Source organism: Paraburkholderia sp. DHOC27, assembly GCF_003429005.1.
Lineage (GTDB): Bacteria > Pseudomonadota > Gammaproteobacteria > Burkholderiales > Burkholderiaceae > Paraburkholderia.
On record NZ_QVQV01000004.1, the window covers coordinates 487592 to 508179 of the forward strand.

At 62.6% G+C, this 20588-nt stretch carries 22 protein-coding genes and 1 tRNA gene; 7 read left to right on the plus strand and 16 right to left on the minus strand.

Going from position 1 to position 20588, the window contains the following annotated elements; all coding sequences use genetic code 11:
- Nucleotides 1-95 precede the first annotated feature (95 nt).
- Nucleotides 96-278, minus strand: a complete 183-nt coding sequence (locus D0B32_RS17740; RefSeq protein WP_117335318.1) for a hypothetical protein — start codon at nt 276-278, stop codon at nt 96-98.
- 128 nt (nt 279-406) lie between these two features.
- Here D0B32_RS17740 and D0B32_RS17745 point away from each other — a divergent pair, with 128 nt between their 5' ends.
- The 3 genes from D0B32_RS17745 (at nt 407) to D0B32_RS17755 (ending at nt 2923) form a co-directional block, all read left to right on the plus strand.
- Nucleotides 407-835, plus strand: coding sequence for an energy transducer TonB (locus tag D0B32_RS17745; protein WP_117335421.1), 429 nt, complete (start codon nt 407-409; stop codon nt 833-835).
- 320 nt (nt 836-1155) lie between these two features.
- Entirely contained in the window at nt 1156-2463 is a 1308-nt protein-coding gene (locus D0B32_RS17750; protein ID WP_117335320.1) for an MFS transporter, read from the plus strand.
- A gap of 280 nt (nt 2464-2743) precedes the next feature.
- Nucleotides 2744-2923: a hypothetical protein gene (locus D0B32_RS17755; protein ID WP_117335322.1), complete on the plus strand. Its 180-nt coding sequence runs from the start codon at nt 2744-2746 to the stop codon at nt 2921-2923.
- 41 nt (nt 2924-2964) lie between these two features.
- Here D0B32_RS17755 and D0B32_RS32955 read toward each other — a convergent pair whose 3' ends face one another.
- Both D0B32_RS32955 and waaC read right to left on the minus strand, forming a co-directional pair.
- Nucleotides 2965-3093, minus strand: a complete 129-nt coding sequence (locus D0B32_RS32955) for a hypothetical protein (RefSeq protein ID WP_259295036.1) — start codon at nt 3091-3093, stop codon at nt 2965-2967.
- Nucleotides 3094-3832: 739 nt separating this feature from the next.
- Nucleotides 3833-4849 carry a lipopolysaccharide heptosyltransferase I gene (gene waaC, locus D0B32_RS17760; RefSeq protein ID WP_117335324.1) on the minus strand — a complete coding sequence of 339 codons (1017 nt, stop codon included), beginning with the start codon at nt 4847-4849 and terminating at the stop codon, nt 3833-3835.
- Nucleotides 4850-5087: 238 nt separating this feature from the next.
- Here waaC and D0B32_RS17765 point away from each other — a divergent pair, with 238 nt between their 5' ends.
- The gene (locus tag D0B32_RS17765; RefSeq protein WP_117335326.1) at nt 5088-6485 is read left to right on the plus strand and encodes a chloride channel protein; all 1398 of its coding nucleotides are present in this window, start codon (nt 5088-5090) and stop codon (nt 6483-6485) included.
- A 100-nt stretch (nt 6486-6585) separates the two neighbouring features.
- On the opposite strand, the gene D0B32_RS17770 is transcribed toward D0B32_RS17765, so the two are convergent.
- From D0B32_RS17770 to map, 6 genes are all read right to left on the minus strand, one after another.
- Nucleotides 6586-6894: a YXWGXW repeat-containing protein gene (locus tag D0B32_RS17770; protein ID WP_117335328.1), complete on the minus strand. Its 309-nt coding sequence runs from the start codon at nt 6892-6894 to the stop codon at nt 6586-6588.
- Between the two features lie 323 nt (nt 6895-7217).
- Entirely contained in the window at nt 7218-7472 is a 255-nt protein-coding gene (gene minE, locus D0B32_RS17775) for a cell division topological specificity factor MinE (RefSeq protein WP_117335330.1), read from the minus strand.
- A 14-nt stretch (nt 7473-7486) separates the two neighbouring features.
- A complete protein-coding gene (gene minD / locus D0B32_RS17780; RefSeq protein WP_007175863.1) occupies nt 7487-8302 on the minus strand; it encodes a septum site-determining protein MinD in 816 nt (271 codons plus the stop codon).
- A gap of 92 nt (nt 8303-8394) precedes the next feature.
- Nucleotides 8395-9207, minus strand: a complete 813-nt coding sequence (gene minC / locus D0B32_RS17785) for a septum site-determining protein MinC (protein WP_117335332.1) — start codon at nt 9205-9207, stop codon at nt 8395-8397.
- Between the two features lie 156 nt (nt 9208-9363).
- On the minus strand, nt 9364-9897 hold the full coding sequence (locus D0B32_RS17790; protein ID WP_117335334.1) for a GNAT family N-acetyltransferase: 534 nt from the start codon (nt 9895-9897) through the stop codon (nt 9364-9366).
- Between the two features lie 213 nt (nt 9898-10110).
- Nucleotides 10111-10896 carry a type I methionyl aminopeptidase gene (gene map, locus D0B32_RS17795; protein WP_117335336.1) on the minus strand — a complete coding sequence of 262 codons (786 nt, stop codon included), beginning with the start codon at nt 10894-10896 and terminating at the stop codon, nt 10111-10113.
- 536 nt (nt 10897-11432) lie between these two features.
- Between map and D0B32_RS17800 the strand changes: the two genes are divergently transcribed.
- From D0B32_RS17800 to D0B32_RS17810, 3 genes are all read left to right on the plus strand, one after another.
- Nucleotides 11433-12416: a ferritin-like domain-containing protein gene (locus D0B32_RS17800; RefSeq protein ID WP_117335338.1), complete on the plus strand. Its 984-nt coding sequence runs from the start codon at nt 11433-11435 to the stop codon at nt 12414-12416.
- A gap of 187 nt (nt 12417-12603) precedes the next feature.
- Nucleotides 12604-13905: an Nramp family divalent metal transporter gene (locus D0B32_RS17805; protein WP_117335340.1), complete on the plus strand. Its 1302-nt coding sequence runs from the start codon at nt 12604-12606 to the stop codon at nt 13903-13905.
- Between the two features lie 3 nt (nt 13906-13908).
- Entirely contained in the window at nt 13909-14892 is a 984-nt protein-coding gene (locus D0B32_RS17810) for an alpha/beta hydrolase (protein ID WP_117335342.1), read from the plus strand.
- Here the strand turns inward: D0B32_RS17810 and D0B32_RS17815 are convergent.
- The 7 genes from D0B32_RS17815 to serS form a co-directional block, all read right to left on the minus strand.
- Nucleotides 14872-15399 carry a chalcone isomerase family protein gene (locus tag D0B32_RS17815; protein WP_117335344.1) on the minus strand — a complete coding sequence of 176 codons (528 nt, stop codon included), beginning with the start codon at nt 15397-15399 and terminating at the stop codon, nt 14872-14874. The genes D0B32_RS17810 and D0B32_RS17815 overlap by 21 nt on opposite strands.
- 1 nt (nt 15400) lies before the next feature.
- Complete coding sequence (locus D0B32_RS17820; protein ID WP_117335346.1) at nt 15401-16612, minus strand: cyclopropane-fatty-acyl-phospholipid synthase family protein; 1212 nt, start codon at nt 16610-16612, stop codon at nt 15401-15403.
- Nucleotides 16609-17469: a DUF1365 domain-containing protein gene (locus D0B32_RS17825; protein ID WP_117335423.1), complete on the minus strand. Its 861-nt coding sequence runs from the start codon at nt 17467-17469 to the stop codon at nt 16609-16611. The genes D0B32_RS17820 and D0B32_RS17825 overlap by 4 nt, the downstream gene beginning before the upstream one ends.
- Complete coding sequence (locus tag D0B32_RS17830) at nt 17466-18764, minus strand: NAD(P)/FAD-dependent oxidoreductase (protein WP_117335348.1); 1299 nt, start codon at nt 18762-18764, stop codon at nt 17466-17468. The genes D0B32_RS17825 and D0B32_RS17830 overlap by 4 nt, the downstream gene beginning before the upstream one ends.
- Before the next feature lie 423 nt (nt 18765-19187).
- Nucleotides 19188-19409 (minus strand): hypothetical protein, encoded by a 222-nt coding sequence (locus tag D0B32_RS17835; protein ID WP_117335350.1) that lies wholly within the window; start codon nt 19407-19409, stop codon nt 19188-19190.
- 218 nt (nt 19410-19627) lie between these two features.
- Nucleotides 19628-19718 (minus strand) — tRNA-Ser (locus D0B32_RS17840).
- 161 nt (nt 19719-19879) lie between these two features.
- A partial coding sequence (serS, locus tag D0B32_RS17845) for a serine--tRNA ligase (protein ID WP_117335352.1) occupies nt 19880-20588 on the minus strand: 709 nt, incomplete at its 5' end.

A 20588-nucleotide genomic window follows, 5' to 3' on the forward strand; every position in this document is an offset into this window, starting at 1 on the left:
CGGATACCTCCGTTGATCGTTGCATGAGCAATGAAGACATCCTAGAGAACGCACACTACAGTTTGGCTACGGCCTTGTTTCGGAGCGTTACACGGTTACAAATCGAGCGCCTTGATATCGCGCCCTCGAATCCCTCCAAGCCCGGACCATCCTGCTCGATTCCTCACACGCTGCACAGGCTCGCGCGTTACACCTTGCAACAGCAATTCAGGGCCAATGCGCATTGCAACGCCGCCGCTTTTGTCTACCATGAAAACATCCTGCTCTTCGCTGCTCATCTGCGATGCATATCCGCTCAGGCCATCTGAACGAACTGATCCGTAGCGACGGTGCGCGTTCGCATCGTGTTCATGGCATTCGCCGCATTCGCTGCGCTTACCGTGCGTCGCTCGTGCTGGGCATCGCGATGCTGGCGGCTGGCTGCACGTTCACGCCGCCAGAACGGCCGCCGCTGATCGTGCCGGCGGCTGCTGTGAACAGCGCCACGCTCGATCAGTACCGCATGGCCGTCGCGCGGCGCATTCTCGATCGCAACCCGTCGTATGTTCTGCAAGGCACGCTGCAGCCGATGCTGCGCTCGCTGGTCGTCGTCTCGTTCACCGTCGATCGCAACGGTCAGCTCGTGCAGTCCGCGGTCTATCGCACCAATGGCGACGACGAAGCGGAAAGCACCGCGCTCTCGACACTCAGGCGCGCCGCGCCGCTGCCGCAACCGCCGGCCAGACTGCTCAACGGCCGTGGCCAGATCGAGTTGTTCGAAGACTGGCTCTTCAACGACAACGGCAAGTTCCAGTTGCGCACGTTCGCTTCGCCGCAGGCGCAGACCATCGACTGACCAGCGGGTGGCGTCGTTGCACGTCGCAGGCACCCGTGCGCCTCGCAAAGCCCGAGGCAAGCCTGCGCACGCTATAATTTTTCGATCCCCACGCCGGCTCAGTCCGGCATGACGCGCATCGTCCGCTTACCCGCTGTCGTTCGCGCGCCCACCCCTCGCTTCGCCGCGTTATCCACGCGTGTTGCACCACGCCCTGCATCGTTGCGCCGACCAAGGCGTGATGCAACACAGCCGCGAACCATCCATACAAAATACGACGCTGTACGAGCGCGCCGCTCACGGATGCGCCGCACACAGCGTCACGACACTGGAGATAGTGCATGTCTACCTCGCCGATTTCCGCGACCCAGCCCGACGCGGCCGGGAAGAACAGCAGCGCGCGGATCATCTTCGCGAGCTTCATCGGCACCGCGATCGAGTTCTACGATTTCTACGTCTATGCGACCGCCGCCGCGCTCGTCATTGGCCCGGTGTTCTTTCCGCATGGCTCGGCGACGGCGCAGGCGCTCTCGGCCTTCGTCACGTTCGGCATTGCGTTCGTCGCGCGGCCCATCGGCTCGTTTCTATTCGGCCATTTCGGTGACCGCATCGGCCGCAAGTCGACCCTGGTTGCGTCGCTCCTCGTGATGGGCGTGTCCACCACGCTCATCGGCTTCGTGCCCGGCTACGATTCGATCGGCAGTCTCGCGCCAATCCTGTTGTGCGTCCTGCGTTTCGGCCAGGGCATTGGCCTTGGCGGCGAATGGGGCGGCGCTGCACTGCTCGCCACGGAAAACGCGCCGCCCGGCAAACGCGGCTGGTTCGGCATGTTCCCGCAACTCGGACCGTCCATCGGATTTCTGGCATCGAACGGCCTGTTCTTCGGTCTTGCGTTGTCGCTTTCGGACGAGCAGTTTCGTAGCTGGGGCTGGCGGGTGCCTTTTATCGTCAGCGCGGTGCTGGTTGCGCTCGGCTTATACGTGCGTTTGAAGATCGCGGAAACGCCGGCCTTTCGCGCTGCAATCGAGCGCGAGGAACGCGTGCGCGTGCCGATCGCCACGCTGCTCTCGCAGCACGGCTGGCCGACCGTGCTCGGCGCGCTTTCGATGGTGGTGTGCTACACCCTGTTCTATAACGCCACCACGTTTTCGCTCTCGTATGGCGTGTCAGTGCTGCATATTCCGCGGCAAAGCTTTCTTGGCCTGCTGTGCATCGCCGTGCTGTTCATGGCGCTCGCCACGCCGCTTTCCGCATGGGCCAGCGATCGCTACGGCCGCAAGCCCGTGCTGATCGTCGGCATCATCGCGGCGATCCTCTCGGGCTTCGCAATGGCGCCGCTGCTGGGCAGCGGATCGATGCCGCTCGTGCTGTTGTTCCTCGTCATCGAACTGTTTCTGATGGGCGTGACCTTCGCCCCGATGGGCGCGCTGCTGCCGGAACTCTTTCCCACCAACGTGCGCTATACCGGTGCAGGTGTCGCGTACAACCTCGGCGGCATTCTCGGCGCCTCAGTGGCGCCCTATATCGCACAGGTGCTAGCTGCACACGGTGGACTGAGCTGGGTAGGCGCTTACGTGTCCATCGCAGCCGCCGTCAGTCTGTTCGGTGTACTGTGCATGCGCGAAACGCGCAACGCTCACTTGATGTAACCCCGCCTTGCGATGCGGGTGTGCTCGCCACGCCTGCATCACTGTCTTTTCCCACCATAGCTTGATGGACGTGTCAGCCAATTTTGGCCCGACGCGGCACGTCTATTCAATGTTCACTTAGCAGCGCGACCCCTTGCGTGACTTTTTGGCGTGCCTATACTCGGAAAAAAGGCGCGTTGCGGATTACCCGATCGACCCACGCGAATCCTTACGGCCTGCGAAAGAATTCAAACCGCGTTCACCGGAAGTCAAACCGCCACTCACGAGCAGGGAGCCGACCATGCGAATCCATATTCAGAACTCCGATATCGTGGTGATCATTGCGCTGGCGCTGCTGTGTTCCCTGTTGCTCGCGCTGCGCTTCCGCCCCTCGAGCTGGAAGGCCATCGTGCTCGAAGCGATCGCCGCTAATCTGGCGGCGATCTTCGCAGTCATCGCCTTCGAGCTGATGCTGAGCTGAGCCAGGCATCCGTCCGCTCGCGAGCACGAGCCGCGAGACGATCAATCGTAGTAGTAGCCGTGATGGTGGTAGCCGCCGCCGTAATATCCCGGCGCCGGTGCGATCACGCAGCCACCCAGTGTCGCGGCAAGCAATGCGCCCGCAATCAATGTCAGCGTCAAGCGTTTCATGAGGTATCTCCCACATCGATTCAAAGTCGTTCGAGCGGCTCTCGAATGGTGTGATTGAACACGATGCGACGCAGACCAAGCGTTGCATTTTGTAAGCGATGATGTGCGCTCCGTTACACGTTGCGCGAAGCAGGCAGCGTTTCTGCAAACGTCACGGCGCTTGAAAGGGACACCGCAAACGTTTGAAGGCACTCGCGCAAAAGCCCCTCAATGACAGGTACGGCTTCGCAGTTGTGTCCGTTTGGCCCTTTGATACAAGGGTTTAGCGCACTCTTCCTAAGCTCGAAGACCTCAGGTATCCGCGTGCCGGCATGAACCTTCCAGCATTTGCTTCGAGCGTAAAGCCAGTCGCCGGACGTCAATCAACAGCCACATTTCTAACAGATGTGTAATACGCGCGAATACGTTGAGCGGCTCGCGAAGCAGGCTCGCCAAGCGCACGGCTTACCGGCGAGAAAGCAGCGCGAACAAGCGTGTGACAAATATGGAACTCACCGGCATGCTCGCAGTCTTTACGAGGGTAGTGCCTGTTTGTTCATGTTGGATCCTCTCCGCCCGCTGTTCCCCGACACGGGCGATTTTCGAGGCGTGCCATGACAGCGCTTGTCTGACCGAGCGTTGTGCGTGTCGCGCCTTTTTTCTTTTGTGAAGGAGCGCTCGACACGCTAGCCGCCGCTCATTAGCGGACGCTACAGGCGGCGTACCGTGCCGCCAGCGCTGTCGGACAATCAGACCATCATCAGACTGCCGCCGCGGGATGGGCCGCGCTGCCGGCCGTGGCCGGATCCATGTGAACGTAGTCGATCGCCCGCAGCGCTTCGCTGACTGGCGGCACCGAGTGTCCATCGCCAATGGAGATGGAACGGAACGGCGCCTCGATGCCGAAGTGCGATGGCGAGGTCGCCACGAAAATCATCACGGTACGCTTTTGCAGGGCGTGGGCGACGTGCACGAAGCCCGTGTCCGTGCCGATCACCAGCGCGCACGCGTCGATCATCCGCGCAATCTCCGTGACGCTCATCTGAGGAAGCACGGCAGAGCCCGGCACCTTTGCGGAGATCGCTTCCGCCTCTGCGCGCTCGCCCGCCGAACCCCACGGCAACACGATACGAAACCCGCGGCGCACGAGTTCATTGCCCACTTCCGCCCAATGGTCGACGGGCCACTTCTTGTCGTCCTTCGAGGTGGCGTGGAACAGCGCCGCCACCGGAGCGTCGCCGACCTCAGCCGTGCCGAATGGTGCGGTGTCGGCTTCGGGCAGTTTCAGATCGTAGATGGAAGGACCTTCCGGCTGATAGCCGAGCACCTCACCCACGCTGATGCGCATGCCTTGCCACGCATTGCCGAGCGGACGCGGTCCGAAACGACCCGAGTAAGCGAAAGCGGCGCCGCGTTCGCCCAGGTCTTTGGACTGATAACCGAAGCGCCGCGACGAACGGGCCAGAAAGGCAATGATGGCGCTCTTGTACACGCCCTGAATGTCGAGGATGAAGTCGTAGCGGTAAGCCCGCAGGTCGCCGATCGAGGCCGCGATGGCCTTGAAATCCGCCCAGCGGCGTGCCTTCTTGAAGCGCCGCAACGGCGCGCAGAGCACCCGGTCGACGCTCTGGCTCCAGTGCACCACCTCGGCGAAGGCCTCGTCGGCCGCCCAGTCGACCTGCACGCCCGGAAATGCCCGTTTGATATCGGCAATGACCGGCAGTGCCTGCACAATATCGCCCAGTGACGTCACCTTGACGATAAGAATTCGCTTCATTGATCAGCCTGTCGAAGTTTCGGTCGCGGCGGCATTTTAGCCGACCACGACGCGCTCTCACAGTTGAGGCGGCAATCTCTTCGCCGCGTGCGGGCTCGAAGGGGCCCTCGCGAAGGCGCCCTGAATCGTAAGTTAGCCCGCGCGCGCAACAATTGCCAATTTATTCCAAATGCCTTTCAGGCGGCCGTATGCGGCTGATCGGCCGCTATAATCCAACCTTTGCCACTGCAATCATCTCATGCGGGCATTGCCATTCTCCTCCAGCGTCATCCGGCGCACCCGGCGCCTGTGGCGCCAATACGGCGTGTTCTGGCTTGGCGCGATCGTCGTCGGCTTCATCGCCGTCCTCTACGCCAAACTGATCGACTTTGGCTTCGCCCAGTTTCAGGCCATCCAGCACCGCCACACGTGGCTGCCGCTCATCATCACCCCAGCGGTCACGGCGGCCTGCGTATGGCTCACGCGCAAGTTCTTTCGCGGTGCGGAAGGCAGCGGCATTCCGCAAGTCATCGCCACCCTGCACGCCAAGCCCGGTGAATACGGCAGCCGTTTGCTGTCGTTTCGCATCCTGTTCGGCAAGATCGCAGTATCGTTTCTCGCCATTCTGGGCGGCATGACGATTGGCCGCGAGGGACCCACGGTGCAGGTCGGCGCAGCGCTGATGTTCAATCTGCGGCGTTTTTATCCGCGCTCCAACGCTCATATCGAACGTCAGCTCGTGCTGGCCGGTGCGGCCGCGGGCCTCTCGGCCGCCTTCAATACGCCGCTTGCGGGGATCATCTTCGCCATCGAGGAACTCACACGCAGCTTCGAGGCGCGTGCGAGCGGCGTGCTGATTACGGCAATCATCATTGCCGGCGTGATCGCGCTCGGCGTGAACGGCAACTACACGTACTTCGGCACCATCCAGATCGGCGCGCATTTTCCGGATCTGCTGCCCGCGGCGGTGGCGCTCACGGGGCTCGTGACGGGTATCGCCGGTGGCGTGTTTTGCTGGCTACTGCTCAACACGGGGCGCTGGATTCCGGCGCCGTTGCGCGTGCTGCACAGTGAGCGTCCAGTGGTCTTCGCTGCGCTCTGCGGATTCATCATCGCCGTGGTGGGCCTGCTTTCCGGCGGTCTCACGTTTGGCAGCGGTTACGCTGAAGCGCACGGTCTGCTCGACGGCAGCGAACATCTGTCGGTGTTCTATCCGCTGCTCAAGATGATCTCGATGGTCGGCTCGTATCTGCCAGGCATTCCGGGCGGCATCTTCGCGCCGTCCCTTTCGATCGGTGCGGGCATCGGCAATGTGCTGCACATGGTGTTCGGCAGCATGCAGTTGCCAATGTTGATTGCGCTCGCGATGGTCGGCTACCTTGCCGCCGTCACACAGGCCCCCATCACGTCGTTCGTGATCGTGATGGAGATGATCAACGGGCATGCGCTCGTGATCTCGCTGATGGCCACGGCGCTGGTGTCGAGCCGCGTGTCGCGCTTCTTTGCGCCGCCGCTCTACGAAGCGCTTTCCGAGCGCTACGTGACGCCGCTGCCGGGCCCGGCTCCGGCGCCCACACCGGAAGTGCCCGAGGCGCTGATCGACGACGAGCCGCCCGCTACGGACGAGGCCGATGCGGCGAACGCGCCGCCGCGGTAAAACGGGCACTTGGTCAGATGGTCAGATGGTCAGAATTCAGACCGCATGAATGAAATGAACGCGTCGCCGACGCAACGCGTTCATGCCGTGGATCAGTGAATCAGGCCCAGTGGCCTTCGACCCAACGGTAGTTCGGGCCGCGTGCGACCCAATGGCCCGGCACCCAATGGTAGCCAACCCGTTCACGTTGCCAGTGGCCGCCAATCCACACATAGCGGCCATGATCCCAGCGCCAGTGCCCCTGGTCCCAGACATAGCCAGCGCGCGGCGCCGGTACGACTTCATAGCGCGCCGGAGGCGGCGCGCTCGGTGCGATCACGACAACCTGAGCGGATGCCGAGGCAACGGCAGTCGCACCCGCCGTCACGATCAAAGCTTGAGCGAGAAACAAGCGAAAGGTCTTTTTCATTTTCCCCTCTGTTTAAAGGCGCCAATCCTGGCGTTAGTCCTTTAATGCGCGACGTCCCGTTTTGGCTGACCGCCAATACGTTACGCGCTGCCTGACAATGCAACGGAATGTTTCCAACGCGGGTTCGACGCAATGAACGCGACAGGGAGCGTGCGACGGAACCGCGTCAACACCACTCTAGCACCGCGCCTTGCACACCTGGGAACCGTGGGATAGGGCTGGGGAGACGGCACTTCACCCCGTCATCGGGACGAGGCGAAGCGCGTACACATCGTGGAGAAAACGGGCTGGAGCCAGCCCGTCTGAACAACCGTTGGCGAAAATCAGGCCTGCGGGATTTCGATCTTGACCTCGAGCACTTCCAGGTCGTCCTGGCGCTCGAGACTCACGCGAATATCGTCATCGGAGATCTTCACGTACTTCGAAATCACGGCAACCAGTTCGCGTTGCAACGCCGGCAGATAATCGGCGGGCGCATGGCCGCCGGCGCGCTCGTGCGCGATGATCAACTGCAGGCGTTCCTTCGCTATGGATGCGGACTTCTTCTTCTCGCCCAGCAAAAACGAAAGAATCGACATTACGTGCGCTCCCCTTACTTGGTGCCGAAGAGGCGCTGCAGCAGCCCGGGCTTCTGGTAATCGGTAAAGCGAAGCGACTTCTGCTCGCCGAGGAAACGCGACACCACGTCTTTATAGGCTTCGGCGACGTCAGTACCGTCGAGGTGCACTGCCGGCAGACCCTGGTTCGACGCATGCAGCACCGCTTCCGATTCCGGAATCACGCCGATCAGATCGATGCGCAGGATTTCCTGGATGTCGGTCAGCGACAGCATTTCGCCTTCGCTCACGCGCTTCGGGTTGTAGCGGGTGATCAGCAGGTGCTCCTTGATCGGCTCCTTGCCTTCGATGGCACGCTTGGTCTTCGACGACAGGATGCCGAGAATGCGGTCCGAGTCGCGCACCGACGACACTTCCGGGTTCGTCACGATGAGTGCTTCATCGGCGAAGTGCATGGCCAGCAGCGCGCCCGATTCGATCCCGGCCGGCGAGTCGCAGACGATGTATTCGAAGTCCATCGCGATCAGGTCGTTGATGACCTTCTCGACGCCTTCCATCGTCAGCGCGTCTTTGTCACGCGTCTGCGAAGCCGGCAGGATGAACAGGTTCTCGCACTTTTTGTCCTTGATGAGCGCCTGGTTCAGATTGGCTTCACCCTGGATCACGTTGATCAGGTCGTACACCACGCGGCGTTCGCAGCCCATGATGAGGTCGAGGTTACGCAGGCCGACGTCGAAGTCGATGACGGCGGTCTTGCTGCCCCGTAACGCCAGGGCCGATGCAAAACTCGCGCTCGTGGTCGTCTTGCCCACGCCACCCTTGCCCGATGTCACCACAATGATTTTTGCCATTACCCTTACCCTGTGTTCGTCAATTTCGTTCAAATAAGTCCGGCGGCAGCCCGCTCCACGGCACGCACCAGCGCGGCGCGCGCGACGCGTGATCAGGTGAGCCGCAGCGGTTCAATCATCAGCTTTTCTTCATCGAGCCAGATCTGCACCGGTTTGCCGAGCACATCCGGCGGCAGAGGGGTCTCGGTCGTACGGTAGATGCCGGCAATGGAGATCAGCTCCGGCTCCAGACAGGTGCAGAAAATGCGCGCGTCGTGGTTGCCGTGCACGCCCGCCAACGCGCGGCCGCGCAACGGCGCGTAAATATGGATGTTGCCCTCGGCGATTACTTCTGCCCCGTAGCTCACGAGGCCGAGCACCACCAGATCGCCTTTTGCGTAGATTCGCTGACCCGAGCGCAGCGGCTTGTCGATCACCGTGGTCTGCGACGAGGTGGCGAGCTTGACGGGCTCGACGCCCGCCGTCGCGGCGTCGGCCGCGGCGGTTGGCTCGGCTGCGGGGTCCGTCATCGGCAGTTCGCCCTGCACCGGCGTGGTGTTCTCAGCGCTGCCACCGTTGTTTTCTTCGGCGGCCTTCGCCGACACGCCGCGCCGGTCGCGCGCTTCGAGCAGCGGCAACGCGGATTCGGCGGCCCAGCCCTGCTCGGGGTTCGCCACGACGCCCACCGGGCGCATGCGCACGCTGTCGAGCAGTTGCGCGATATCGGCCAGCGGCACGCGTTCGTCACCGGCGAGCCGGCGCACGTCGATTGCGACGACGTCATTGGCGAAGAATTCGGGAGTCGCCTCGAAGCGCCGGGTCAGCTCGGCACGCATGGCTTCGAGGTCAGTTGTTTTGACCACGAACAGGAGCGTATCCACGCTGCCACTGCGGAGTTCAAAAAATGGCGATTTCTTGGGCGACATAGCGTTCGGCAAAAAATTTTGCGTATTTTACAGGCGTCCACGCGCGGAGCCAGTATTTTCCGCGATATGAATGAACGCCGCTGCCCGAGCTGGGGCAACGGGCGTCGCAGAAGCGCAGAGGACAGGGAACGGCGTGCGGCTGAACCGCCCGCCCGGTCACTGGGAGGAGACTTGCGAGGCGCGCGGTACGTGGCGCACCAGCAGGCTTTCGGACTGGTCGGGCCAGCGCGCGGTACGGGCATGCTCGCCGGTCGGGCCGAAGCCAAGGCGCTCGTAAAAGCGCATTGCCGTGCGGTTGGCGTCGGCCACCCACGCGTAGATTTCCTCGGCGCCCGCGCCAGCCAGCCATTCGCTGGCGGTGTTGACGAGCAGCTCGCCGCCACGCAGATGACGCACCGCGGGCGCCACCCACAATTCGCCGACAAACGCACGGCGCGCGGCGCTGTCTTCGAAATGCGCTTCGATCAGCCCGGCGGGATGGCCTTCGGTATAGAGAATGAACGATGTGGCCAGACTCGAAACCGCGTGACCCGCGGCGGTGGCATCGAAGGTTGCGGCGTCCGCGGACAGAGCATCCTCCAGCGTCTCACCGAAGGCATAGGGCGCCTCCCGCAACGACGCGGTACGGAGTTCGCGTAAAACTGCGCCCTGATCAGCGGCGATGCGGCGAACGGTCAATGACGGACTCATGCAGACGTAAACCCCTTGAAACACTAAGCCGTAGCTTTAACCGAACCGGCGCGCGAGTCAAATCCTAAATTTGGCAATTTGTGCACGTTGTCCCTTGACGGCAGCCGTCTGCGGCGCAAACCTGGGCCTCATGCGGCTGCGCATGTCACTGCGCATGTCACCGCTCTTCACTGCTCATGCACGCCCTTGCTTGTTCCGCTGCGCCTAAAGCGCCTAAGGCGCCTCGTAACGCCCGGTGCCGTCCGGCCAGGGCGTCAGCAGTTCGTACCCGTCGTCCGTCACGGCCACCATGTGTTCCCACTGCGCGGAGAGCGAGCGGTCCTTGGTCACCACCGTCCAGCCGTCGCGCAACACCGAGGTGCCCGCGCGCCCGGCGTTGATCATGGGCTCGATCGTGAACACCATGCCCGGCTTCAGACGCAGACCCTGCCCCGCCTGACCGTAGTGCAGCACCTGCGGCTCCTCGTGATAGACCTTGCCGATGCCATGCCCGCAGTAGTCGCGCACGATCGAAAAGCCATCGCGCTGCGCCGTCTTCTGGATGGCGTGGCCAATGTCGCCCAGCGTAGCGCCCGGCTTCACCTGTCGGATACCGGCCAGCATCGCTTCGTAGGTGGTGTCGATCAACTGCCGCGCCACGCTACTCGGCTGGCCCACGCAATACATGCGGCTGGTGTCGCCGAAATAGCCGTCGCGAATCACGGCCACGTCGATATTGATGATGTCGCCGTCCTTCAGGATCTCCGCGCGGTTCGGGATGCCGTGACACACCACCGAATTGACCGAGGTACATACCGTCTTCGGAAAACCGAGGTAGCCCACGTTCGCCGGAATCGCCTTCTGCTTGTTGACGATGAAGTCGTTGCAGAGCGCGTCGAGTTCTTCGGTCGACACGCCGGCCTTGATGTGCTCGCCGATCATCGCGAGTACGTCGGCTGCGAGGCGGCCGGCGACGCGCAGCGCGGCGAGGTCCTCGGGTGTCTTGTAGGTAATAGCCATGAAATCAGTGCGGGTTCGTGAACGCGCAGCGGCAAAGCCGTCGCGCGTTCGGGTGCAGGAGCCGGACCGGATTGCTGCGGTATATGCCAGATAGTGACGCACACGTGGCAATGCGATCGTCGATCCGGGAATTGTACAGAGTATGACGCAGACGGCTCGCCCGGAGCCCTGATGGCCATTGCGTGCGCGCGATGAATCACAACGCGTGCTGTGATTCGCGCGTGCATCGCCAGGCAGCGCACCGTGCGATGCGTTTGCTTTAAACCTGCTGCATCGCTCACGCGCTCTCGCAAGAAATGTTGCGAGCGCACGCAAATATCTTTCTTGCATGCTGCATCCATCGCGAGCTTCGCTCCGTAAAGTGCGTTGAGGACCCGCCTTTTCTGGGTGCAGCGCTTCGGTTCTTCTCTTTGAAGAGCAGTGTGTCCTCGTGTTCGCGATTTGCGCCACCGCATCGCGCAGACTGTCCTGTTGACTGAGCGAATGCGCCGCGAATGCCGCGGCATTTCCCTGCGAAATTACTGAGGAGCACGGCCATGTCGGAAAAGTCAGGAGACAATTCAGCATCCCTTATTAATATGTTCGATCGTCGTGTGGAGCGGCGCCAGCAGCGCAGACAATTCTTCAGAAACGCCGGAGGCCTGAGCCTGGGACTGGTAGGCGGCACGCTGATCAGCGCATGCGGCGGCGGTTCCGGCAACAACTCGATGGCACAGAGCAGCGGGCCGACAGACGAGGAGATTCTCAACTTCGCGCTGAACCTCGAGTACCTCGAAGCGCAGTTCTACACCTACGCCACCACCGGCAGCGGTTTGCCGAACAGCATGTTGTCGGGCGTGGGCACCCAGGGTGCCGTCAACGCGGGGGCGCAAGTGCCCTTCCAGGACCCCGTGGTGCAGGCGTACGCCAACGAAATCGCCAACGACGAGCGCGAGCACGTCGCGTTCCTGCGCTCCGCCCTCGGTTCCGCCGCGGTTGCCATGCCGTCCATCGACATCAGCGGCACGAATCCGAATGGCGCGTTCTCCGTTGCGGCGCGTGCGGCGGGACTGGTTGGCGGGGGCGCCGCTTTCAATCCGTACGAGAGCGACAACAACTTCCTGCTCGGTGCGTTCATCTTCGAGGACGTGGGCGTGACGGCGTACAAGGGCGCGGCGCCCCTGCTCGCCAGCAAGACCTTCCTCACGGCCGCTGCCGGCATTCTCGCCGCCGAGGCTTATCACGCCGGGCTTGTGCGGACGACGCTGTACGCCAAAGGCATCGACATGACGAGCCTGCTGAGCGCCGCCAACGCCATCTCCGCGGCACGCGACAGCCTCGATCAGGTGGGCAACGACGATCAGGGCATCACCGGCACGACGGCCGGCACATCGAACATCGTGCCGCTCGACAGCAATGGTCTGGCCTTTGGACGCAGCTATTCAGATGTGCTCAACATCGTCTACCTGACGAGCACGGCGGCGGTGAAAGGCGGCTTCTTCCCGAACGGCGTGAACGGGCCGCTCAACATGAGTGCCTGAACGAAGCAGTAAACGGGTAACCAGCGCGTAACGGTACGGCGACGGCGCATCGTGGTGACACGATGCCCGCCTCCTTGCTGTTTTCGCGTTGACCCATCGTCTCCAGGCGCGTGGCTTGCGTACGGCTGAGACGGGTCCAGAACGAACGCACTTGCATGAACCAGACTAACGACGCACCGGAGATGCCATGAACGAAGCCGTAGGCCGTGTCGCGCCGCAGACGCTGACCGAGCAGACCTGTCACGCCATCCGTGAAGCACTCGCGGGGCATCGCCGTGGACCGCGCGCAATGTTGTCGATGGCCGGCCCGGCGGTCGTGGCGTCGATCGCATACATGGACCCCGGCAACTTCGCGACCAACATCCAGGCCGGTGCAGGCTATGGCTATACGCTGCTCTGGGTCGTGGCCGTCGCGAATATCGTGGCCATGCTGTTTCAGTCGCTGTCTGCCAAGCTCGGCCTAGTCACCGGACGCAACCTGGCCGAACTGTGCCGCGCTTCGTTGCCGTGCCGCTATGTGCTCGTCATGTGGGGCATGAGCGAAGTGGCCGCGATGGCAACGGATCTGGCCGAGTTCGTCGGCGGCGCAATCGGCGTCTCGCTGTTGCTGCATTTGCCCATGCTCGCCAGCATGCTCGTGACCGCAGCCGTCACCTACGGTCTGCTGCAGTTCGAGAAAAAAGGTTTTCGCCCGCTGGAACTGGTGATTGCCGCGCTCGTCGGCGTGATCGGCCTGTCGTATCTGGCCGAGCTGTTGATCGCGCCGGTGCAGTGGCCAGCGGTCTTTCTGCATACGTTCACGCCGCGTATTCCCGATCACAGCGCGTTGACCATTTCAGTCGGCATCATCGGCGCAACGGTCATGCCGCACGTGCTGTTTCTCCATTCGGGTCTGACGCAAAATCGCGTCACGCCACGCAACGAACACGAACGCGCGAGGCTGCTGAAGTTCTCCAACGTGGAGGTGGTCGCGGCGCTCGGTGTAGCCGGTCTTATCAATATGGCGATGGTCATCATGGCATCGAGCGCGTTTCATCAGGGCCACTCGGATATGGCCAGCATCGAGACCGCCTGGCGCACGCTGACGCCGCTGCTCGGCAGTGCGGCCGCCGCCCTCTTTCTCGGCGCACTGATCGCCTCAGGCATATCCAGTTCGGTGGTCGGCACGATGGCCGGACAGATGATCATGCAAGGCTTCGTCGGCATGCGTATACCCGTCGGCCTGCGACGCCTCATCACGATGGCGCCCGCCTTCGCTGTCGTGGCGTGGGGCGTGGATGCGACCCGCGCGCTGGTCATGAGCCAGGTGGTGTTGAGCATCGCCTTGCCGGTGCCGATGATCGCGCTGGTCTGGTTCACTTCGCGCAGCGATCTCATGGGCGCATACAGGAACCGCCGGATCACGACGGTGGCCGCCGTGGTCGGCACGGTTGCGGTACTGGCGCTCAACGGCGTGCTGCTGGCGCAGGTGGCGGGGCTCGGGTTTTAGCTCATGACTCGACGCCTGGTTACCTTGAGCGCCGCGTTCGCACTGACCGCACTCGGCGGTTGCAGCGGCAGCGCGCTGTTGAATGCGGCTGTTCCGCACCACACGTTTCGCGCGAGTACGGGCATTCCGTACGGACCCGACCCGCGTCAGAAAGTCGACGTCTACGAACCGGATGACAGGCTGACCAGCACACTGCCTGCGGCTCCGCACGGCCGCCCCATCGTGGTTTTCTTCTATGGCGGCAGTTGGCAGAACGGCGAGCGCGGCCAGTATCTGTTCGTCGGTGAGGCACTCGCTTCGCGCGGCTTTGTCGCGGTCGTGCCGGACTATCGCACGTGGCCGAAGGTCGGTTTCCCCGGCTTTATCGAAGATGCCGCCGCAGCCGTACGCTGGGCGCGCGATCACGCGACGGAGTTTGGCGGCGACCCGTCGACGATCTTCCTCATGGGCCATTCAGCGGGCGCTCATATTGCAGTGTTGCTGGCCACTGACGGCCACTACCTTGCTGGGCAACACATGAGCAAGCGCGACTTGAGCGGCGTGATTGGGCTCGCCGGCCCCTACGACTTCCTGCCGCTTACTGATCCCGTGCTGAAAGAAATTTTCCCGCTTTCTGTGCGCGCCGAAAGTCAGCCCATCAACTTCGTGACTGGCGACGAGCCGCCGATGTTTCTTGCCGCGGGCAAGCGCGACACCACGGTAGACCCTGGCAATACCGATCGGCTCGCAGCAAAAATGCGCGCGGTCGGCGATAGCGTCGAGGTGAAACACTATCCGTACGTGGGACATGTGTTGCTGGTGGCATCGCTCGCTGCACCGCTGCGCTTTTTCGCCCCGGCATTGAAGGACGCAACCCAATTCATCAGCGCGGAGATGGCGCAAAAGACCGCGCGAGCAATTGCACCGGCACCGGCGGCCGTGCGAGTGGACAACGTGTATCCGCTCCATCCGGCACAAACCGACGGCTTATTGCGCCGTGCCGAGTAGCTGCATGCGTAACTTCGGGGCGCGCGTGGAAGGGTCGAGCCAGATGCCGAAGAACGCCCGCGCAAATGCGACATCGTCGATTTCGGCGGTCGGCTGTTCGCCTGCATAAAAACGCACGCCTTTACCCGGTAGAAACACGGCACTCAACTGATCGCCCGGCTCGACGTCCGTCAAAGCCTGCATCAGGTCATCGTGCCAGCGCTCGATCGTGTCGTGCGAAAGGGGCGCCGTTGCCTGCCGCTTGATCTCGTCCATGCCGATATCGGCGAAGCGTTCGCGTCTGATGCTGCGCGTGTAGATGAGGTGCAGCGCGAACGGCGCCGTGTAATTCAGCGGCGCATGTTCGCTCCAAAGCTGCGCACGATACAGCCTGAAGCCGAACACGCTGAAGTCGCCCTCGCCGACGAGTTGCGCCGGCTGCACGTCGGCGCGCCAGTCCGCGTTGGCCGACGTCATCCATAGCAGCGGACACAGGATCAGACACAGCGTGGCAAGCGCGGCGCGCATTTCAGTTCGCAGACTGCAGCACGAAATGCATCACGTCCGTACGGCCCTCGTCGAAACCCGCCTCGCAATACGCGAGATAGAGCCGCCACGTGCGCACAAAGGTTTCGTCGAAACCCTGCGCGCGGATCGCGTCGAGTTGCATCTCGAACTCGTGGCGCCAACGCCGCAGCGTTTCCGCGTAATCACGTCCAAATGCCAGCGTCACATTCGCCGCGAGCCGGCCTCGCTTCGCCGCCGCCATGAAGCGTTGCGGACTCGGCAGCATGCCGCCAGGAAAAATGTATTCGCGGATGAAATCGCTAGTGGCGCGATAAGCGACGAAGTGCGCTTCATCAATGGTGATGGTCTGCACCAGCGCTTTTGCTCCCGGCGCCAGGCGCTCACGCAGAATGCGAAAGTAAGCAGGCCAGAATTTCTCGCCCACGGCCTCGAACATCTCGATCGACACAATGCCGTCGTACTGACCCGTCAACGAGCGATAATCGCGCAACTCCAGATGCACGCTGTCGAGCACGCGCGCCTCCGCGGCGCGCAGTTGCGCAAACTCTAGCTGCGCAGCCGAAATCGTCACGCCGTGCACATGAATACCCTGTCGCGCGGCGTGGATCGCAAAGCCGCCCCAGCCGCAGCCGATTTCAAGCACGCGCATGCCCGGGCGCAGACCCAGCGTATCGATGATGCGCTGGTATTTGGCGTGCTGCGCGGTCTCCAGCGGCGTATGAAAGTCGCCGTCGAACACCGCGCTCGAATAGGTGAAACTGGGGTCGAGCCAACGCTTGTAGAAGCCGTTGCCAATGTCATAGTGCGCGTGAATATTGCGGCGGCTGCCCGAACGCGAATTACGGCGCAGCCGATGCCGCAGCCCGTACCAGACCTGCGCGAGCCAACCGCCATACACGGTGCGTTGCAGGGCCCGTTCGTTGCGGATCGCCACGCGCAGCAGCGCGGCCAGATCCGGTGTTTCGACCCAGAACAGCCGCCACGCTTCGGCGAAACCAATATCCCCTTTGCGCAGGATCGCGCCGCAAGCGCGCCAGTCTTTCAGTTCCAGCCGCGCGCCCGGACCGGCATGGGGATCGCCGAACACGCGCTGCTGGCCATCCGGTGTCACGAGAACCAGGTGACCCTCGCGAATGCGCTCGAGCAACGACAGAAACAGGCGGCCCGACGCGGGGGCAGTCTGAGCCCCGCTGAGGGTTCGTGAGAGCGTCATGGCTGAATCTCCTCAATCGACGAAGATGGGCGCGCGGCGCGCGGCACGTTGCCCGCTCCGCGATGTTGGGTGGGGACGTCGGCGGCGCGACCGGGCGCAGGATGTTTGCCGTAGAACGGCACGCGTTTTAACGCGAGCCGCAAGGCCTGCCAGTGGATCCGCGCAACGACGCCAACGGTCAGCAGCGGCTGACGCGAAAGCGCAGCGAAGGCGGCACCGAAAGTGAGGGGCCGCAGGCGTCCACCTACCGCCGTGCGGATGAGCAGGCCGTCGGCGTCGTGATAGTCGATTGCCACGGACGAACCTTGCTGCGTCTCGCGCACCCGAAACCGGTAGTGCCCCTCTACCTGGCAAAACGGCGACACGTGCAACACCTTGCGGCAAACCAGCTCGGTCGCGGCATTGATCGGTGCGCCGTCAGGCGCACTCAGCAGATAACTGTGACGCGCGCCGAAGGTGTTGCGCACCTCCGCGAGCAGCGCGCGCAACGCGCCGTCGCGGTCGTGACAAAACCAGAAACTGACCGGATTGAACGCGTAGCCGAATACGCGCGGGAAGGCTTGCAGGAAAATTTCGCCATCAGCGGGCAGTCCCGCTTCACGTAGTTGCGCGCGCATCCAGGTGTCGAGGTCGCTGCCATCACACGGTCCGTGATCGCGTGTGTGGAGACTGAGCGGCCGCCAGCGGTTCACACCGAACCATCCACGCTCGAGCGACGCCAGCCGCGCCAGATTGCAGCGCACGAAGAACACCGGATAGACGAAACGGTGTCGACGCGGCCGCAGCCGTTCGTGCATTACCTGACCCGTGAGCAGCCAGGCGGCGCAGTCGCGCTGGTCAGTGACGCGGCTGTTCATAGCTTCGCCCATGCAGGCAGCGCGGAGAAATCAGCGGCGACGCGCAGCGCCGATTTCAGTCCGTCTTCGTGGAAGCCATAACCGGTCCATGCGCCGGCAAACCACGTGCGCCGCTGACCCTGCAACATGGGCAGACGTCGTTGAGCGTCGATCGCCGCCAGATCGAACAATGGATGGTCGTAGACGAAGCGGCGCACTTCCGTGCCGGGCGCAGGCTCAGTCACCGGATTGAGTGTGACCACGAGCGGCGTCGCAAACGGCAACGGCTGCAACTGGTTCACCAGATAGCTGACGCAGACCGGCCGCGCGCCGTCGAGGCTGCGACCGCCCAGGTAGTTCCACGCGGACCACACGCGGCGACGCCGCGGCAACAGGTTGGTGTCCGTGTGCACCACGGCGACATTCGGCTGATAGCGTACGGCACGCAGCACGCTACGCTCGGTCTCGTGAGCATCGTCGAGCAGGCGCAGCGTGTCGGGCGCGTGCGTGGCCATCACCAGCGCGTCGAAACGTTGCGGACCGCTGTCCGTCAAGACGTCGACACCGTCGGCGTCACGCCGCACGCCACGCACCGGTGTGCCGATGCGAACGTCGTCGAGCTGACCGACCATGCGCCGGACGTATTCGCGGCCGCCACCCACCACCGTCTTCCATTGCGGACGGCGCGTCACCTGCAACAGTGCGTGATTCAGACAGAAACGCAGAAACGTGGTGGCCGGAAAACTGAGGATGTCGGCCGTGGCGCTCGACCAGATGGCGGCGGCCATCGGCAGCAGATAGTGCTGCTGGAACGCGCCGCCATACCCGCCCGCGCTCAGCAACTCGCCCATCGACGCACCCGTGTGCATCGCGACGTCGAGGTTGCGTTCCGCGCTGGTGTTAAAGCGCATGATGTCGCGCAGCATGCCGATGAAGCTGGGCGAAAACAGATTGCGGCGCTGCGCGAAAACCGTGTTCAGGCTGGTGCCGGCCCATTCCAGTTGCCCTTCGTCGAGCGAGACGGAAAACGTCATCTCGCTCGGATGCGCCTCCACGCCCAGTTCGTCGAACAGTGCGATGAGATTCGGATAGGTGCGGTCGTTGAAGACGAGGAAGCCGGTATCGACGGGATGGGTGTGTCCGTCCAGCGTGACATCGACCGTGTTGGTATGACCGCCCAGGTAAGAACCCGCTTCGAATAGCGTCACCTGATGTTGCCTCGACAACAGGTAGGCACTGGCGAGCCCTGAGATGCCGGCACCGACGACCGCGATGCGCTGTCCGCGCGGCTGGGGATGGGTAAGGCAGCGGCTCATGTGCAGGTCTCCGGCATGAAACGGGCGCATGAGTTTGTCGAGGTAAGTTGGTTTGCGCGCCCCATGATCGGAATACGCAACAAGCGGCGGTTTGGATGCAGCCCGACCTGGAAATGGAGGGGCGTGTTGGGTGCAGGAGATGGCTGAACGGCGTGCCAAAGCCAGTGGCGTCGTGCCGGTTTTTGATGCGTTATGGCTTGCGACGGGATGCCTGGCTCACGCGTGGGAAGGCGTCAGAGTGCCGTTGCGCTTGTGATTGCCGTTGCCGGCGCAACGGTTTTGGCGCGCTTCCGCGCGGTGCCAAAGATTGAATGTGGTCAACAGCGGCTGGTGTTGACTCGGGGATGTCTCGTGAGTCGATGCTGCGGCGAGGGTGTGTCTGGCAGACGGCCTCGCCTCAGTCTCGGCGGTTGGCGGCCCGCATCAATCCCACATGTTCCGAAACGCGACTGCCACGATCACCGGCACGCACATCACGAGCGGGATGGCGAAGTAAGGTACTTCGAGGTCGACGTAATAGCTGTAGACGAGCCAGCCGACACCCGCGCCAAGCGTCAGCAACGCGACGAGCCACGTGAGGATATTGAGTAGCCGGTTCGATGGACGCTTGCGCGTCCGTTGCTCTTTTGTCGAAGGCGTTTTCATCGCAGCACCAAAAGTTGGTCTCGTTGTTGGTCTCGTATCTCTTAATTTCGATTTTACGCTTACAGCAGGTTGGGGAGCGGGTTGGTCATGTGCGCGTAAGCTTGCCGTCACCGCGCATTCTCGACCGGCAAAACAAAACGAACCAACGAGGCCGCCCAAACAACAAACCCAAAACAAAAAGCCCCGCAGAATTTCTTCTACGGGGCTTTTCAGAATCTTGGCGGAGAGGGTGGGATTCGAACCCACGGTACGGGAAAACCGTACGCCTGATTTCGAGTCAGGTACATTCGACCACTCTGCCACCTCTCCGGGATACTGCCTTTTTACTACCTCTCCAGTCTTGGTCGGCGACCGGAGAAGCGAGGATTATAGAGGGTTTTTTGAATTTTACAAGCCCTCTTTCTGACAAATTCCGAGGTCGGCAAACTCACCTACCCCTTCGCAAGTTCTGACCGGCAGCGAGGCGCCGCTCAGGCCCCCGCTTCGAGGCGAGCCACGCCGCCCATGTACGGACGCAGCACTTCGGGCACCGTCACCGTGCCGTCCGCGTTCTGGAAATTCTCCAGCACGGCGACGAGCGTACGGCCCACTGCCAGGCCCGAGCCATTCAACGTATGCACGAGGTCCGGCTTGCCTTGGGCATTGCGATAGCGCGCTTGCATACGGCGCGCCTGGAACGACTCCGTATTCGAGCAGCTCGAAATTTCGCGGTAGGTGTTCTGCGCCGGCAACCAGACTTCGAGGTCGTACGTTTTGGTGGCGGAGAAACCCATGTCGCCGGTGCAAAGCGTCATCACGCGATACGGCAAACCCAGCTTTTGCAGAATCGCCTCGGCATGACTCACCATCTGCTCGAGCGCGTCGTAAGAGGTGTCCGGTGCAACGACCTGCACCATTTCCACCTTGTCGAATTGATGCTGGCGGATCATGCCGCGTGTATCGCGCCCGTACGAACCCGCTTCCGAACGGAAGCACGGCGAATGCGCCGTGAGCTTGACCGGCAATGCGTTCGCTTCGAGGATGCTGTCGCGCACCGTGTTGGTCAGCGAAATTTCCGATGTAGAGATCAGATACTGCGTAACCGTATTCTCGCCGCCGCCTTTCTCGACGCGGAACATGTCGTCGGCAAACTTCGGCAATTGCCCGGTGCCGAACAGGATTTCCGGATTGACAATGTAC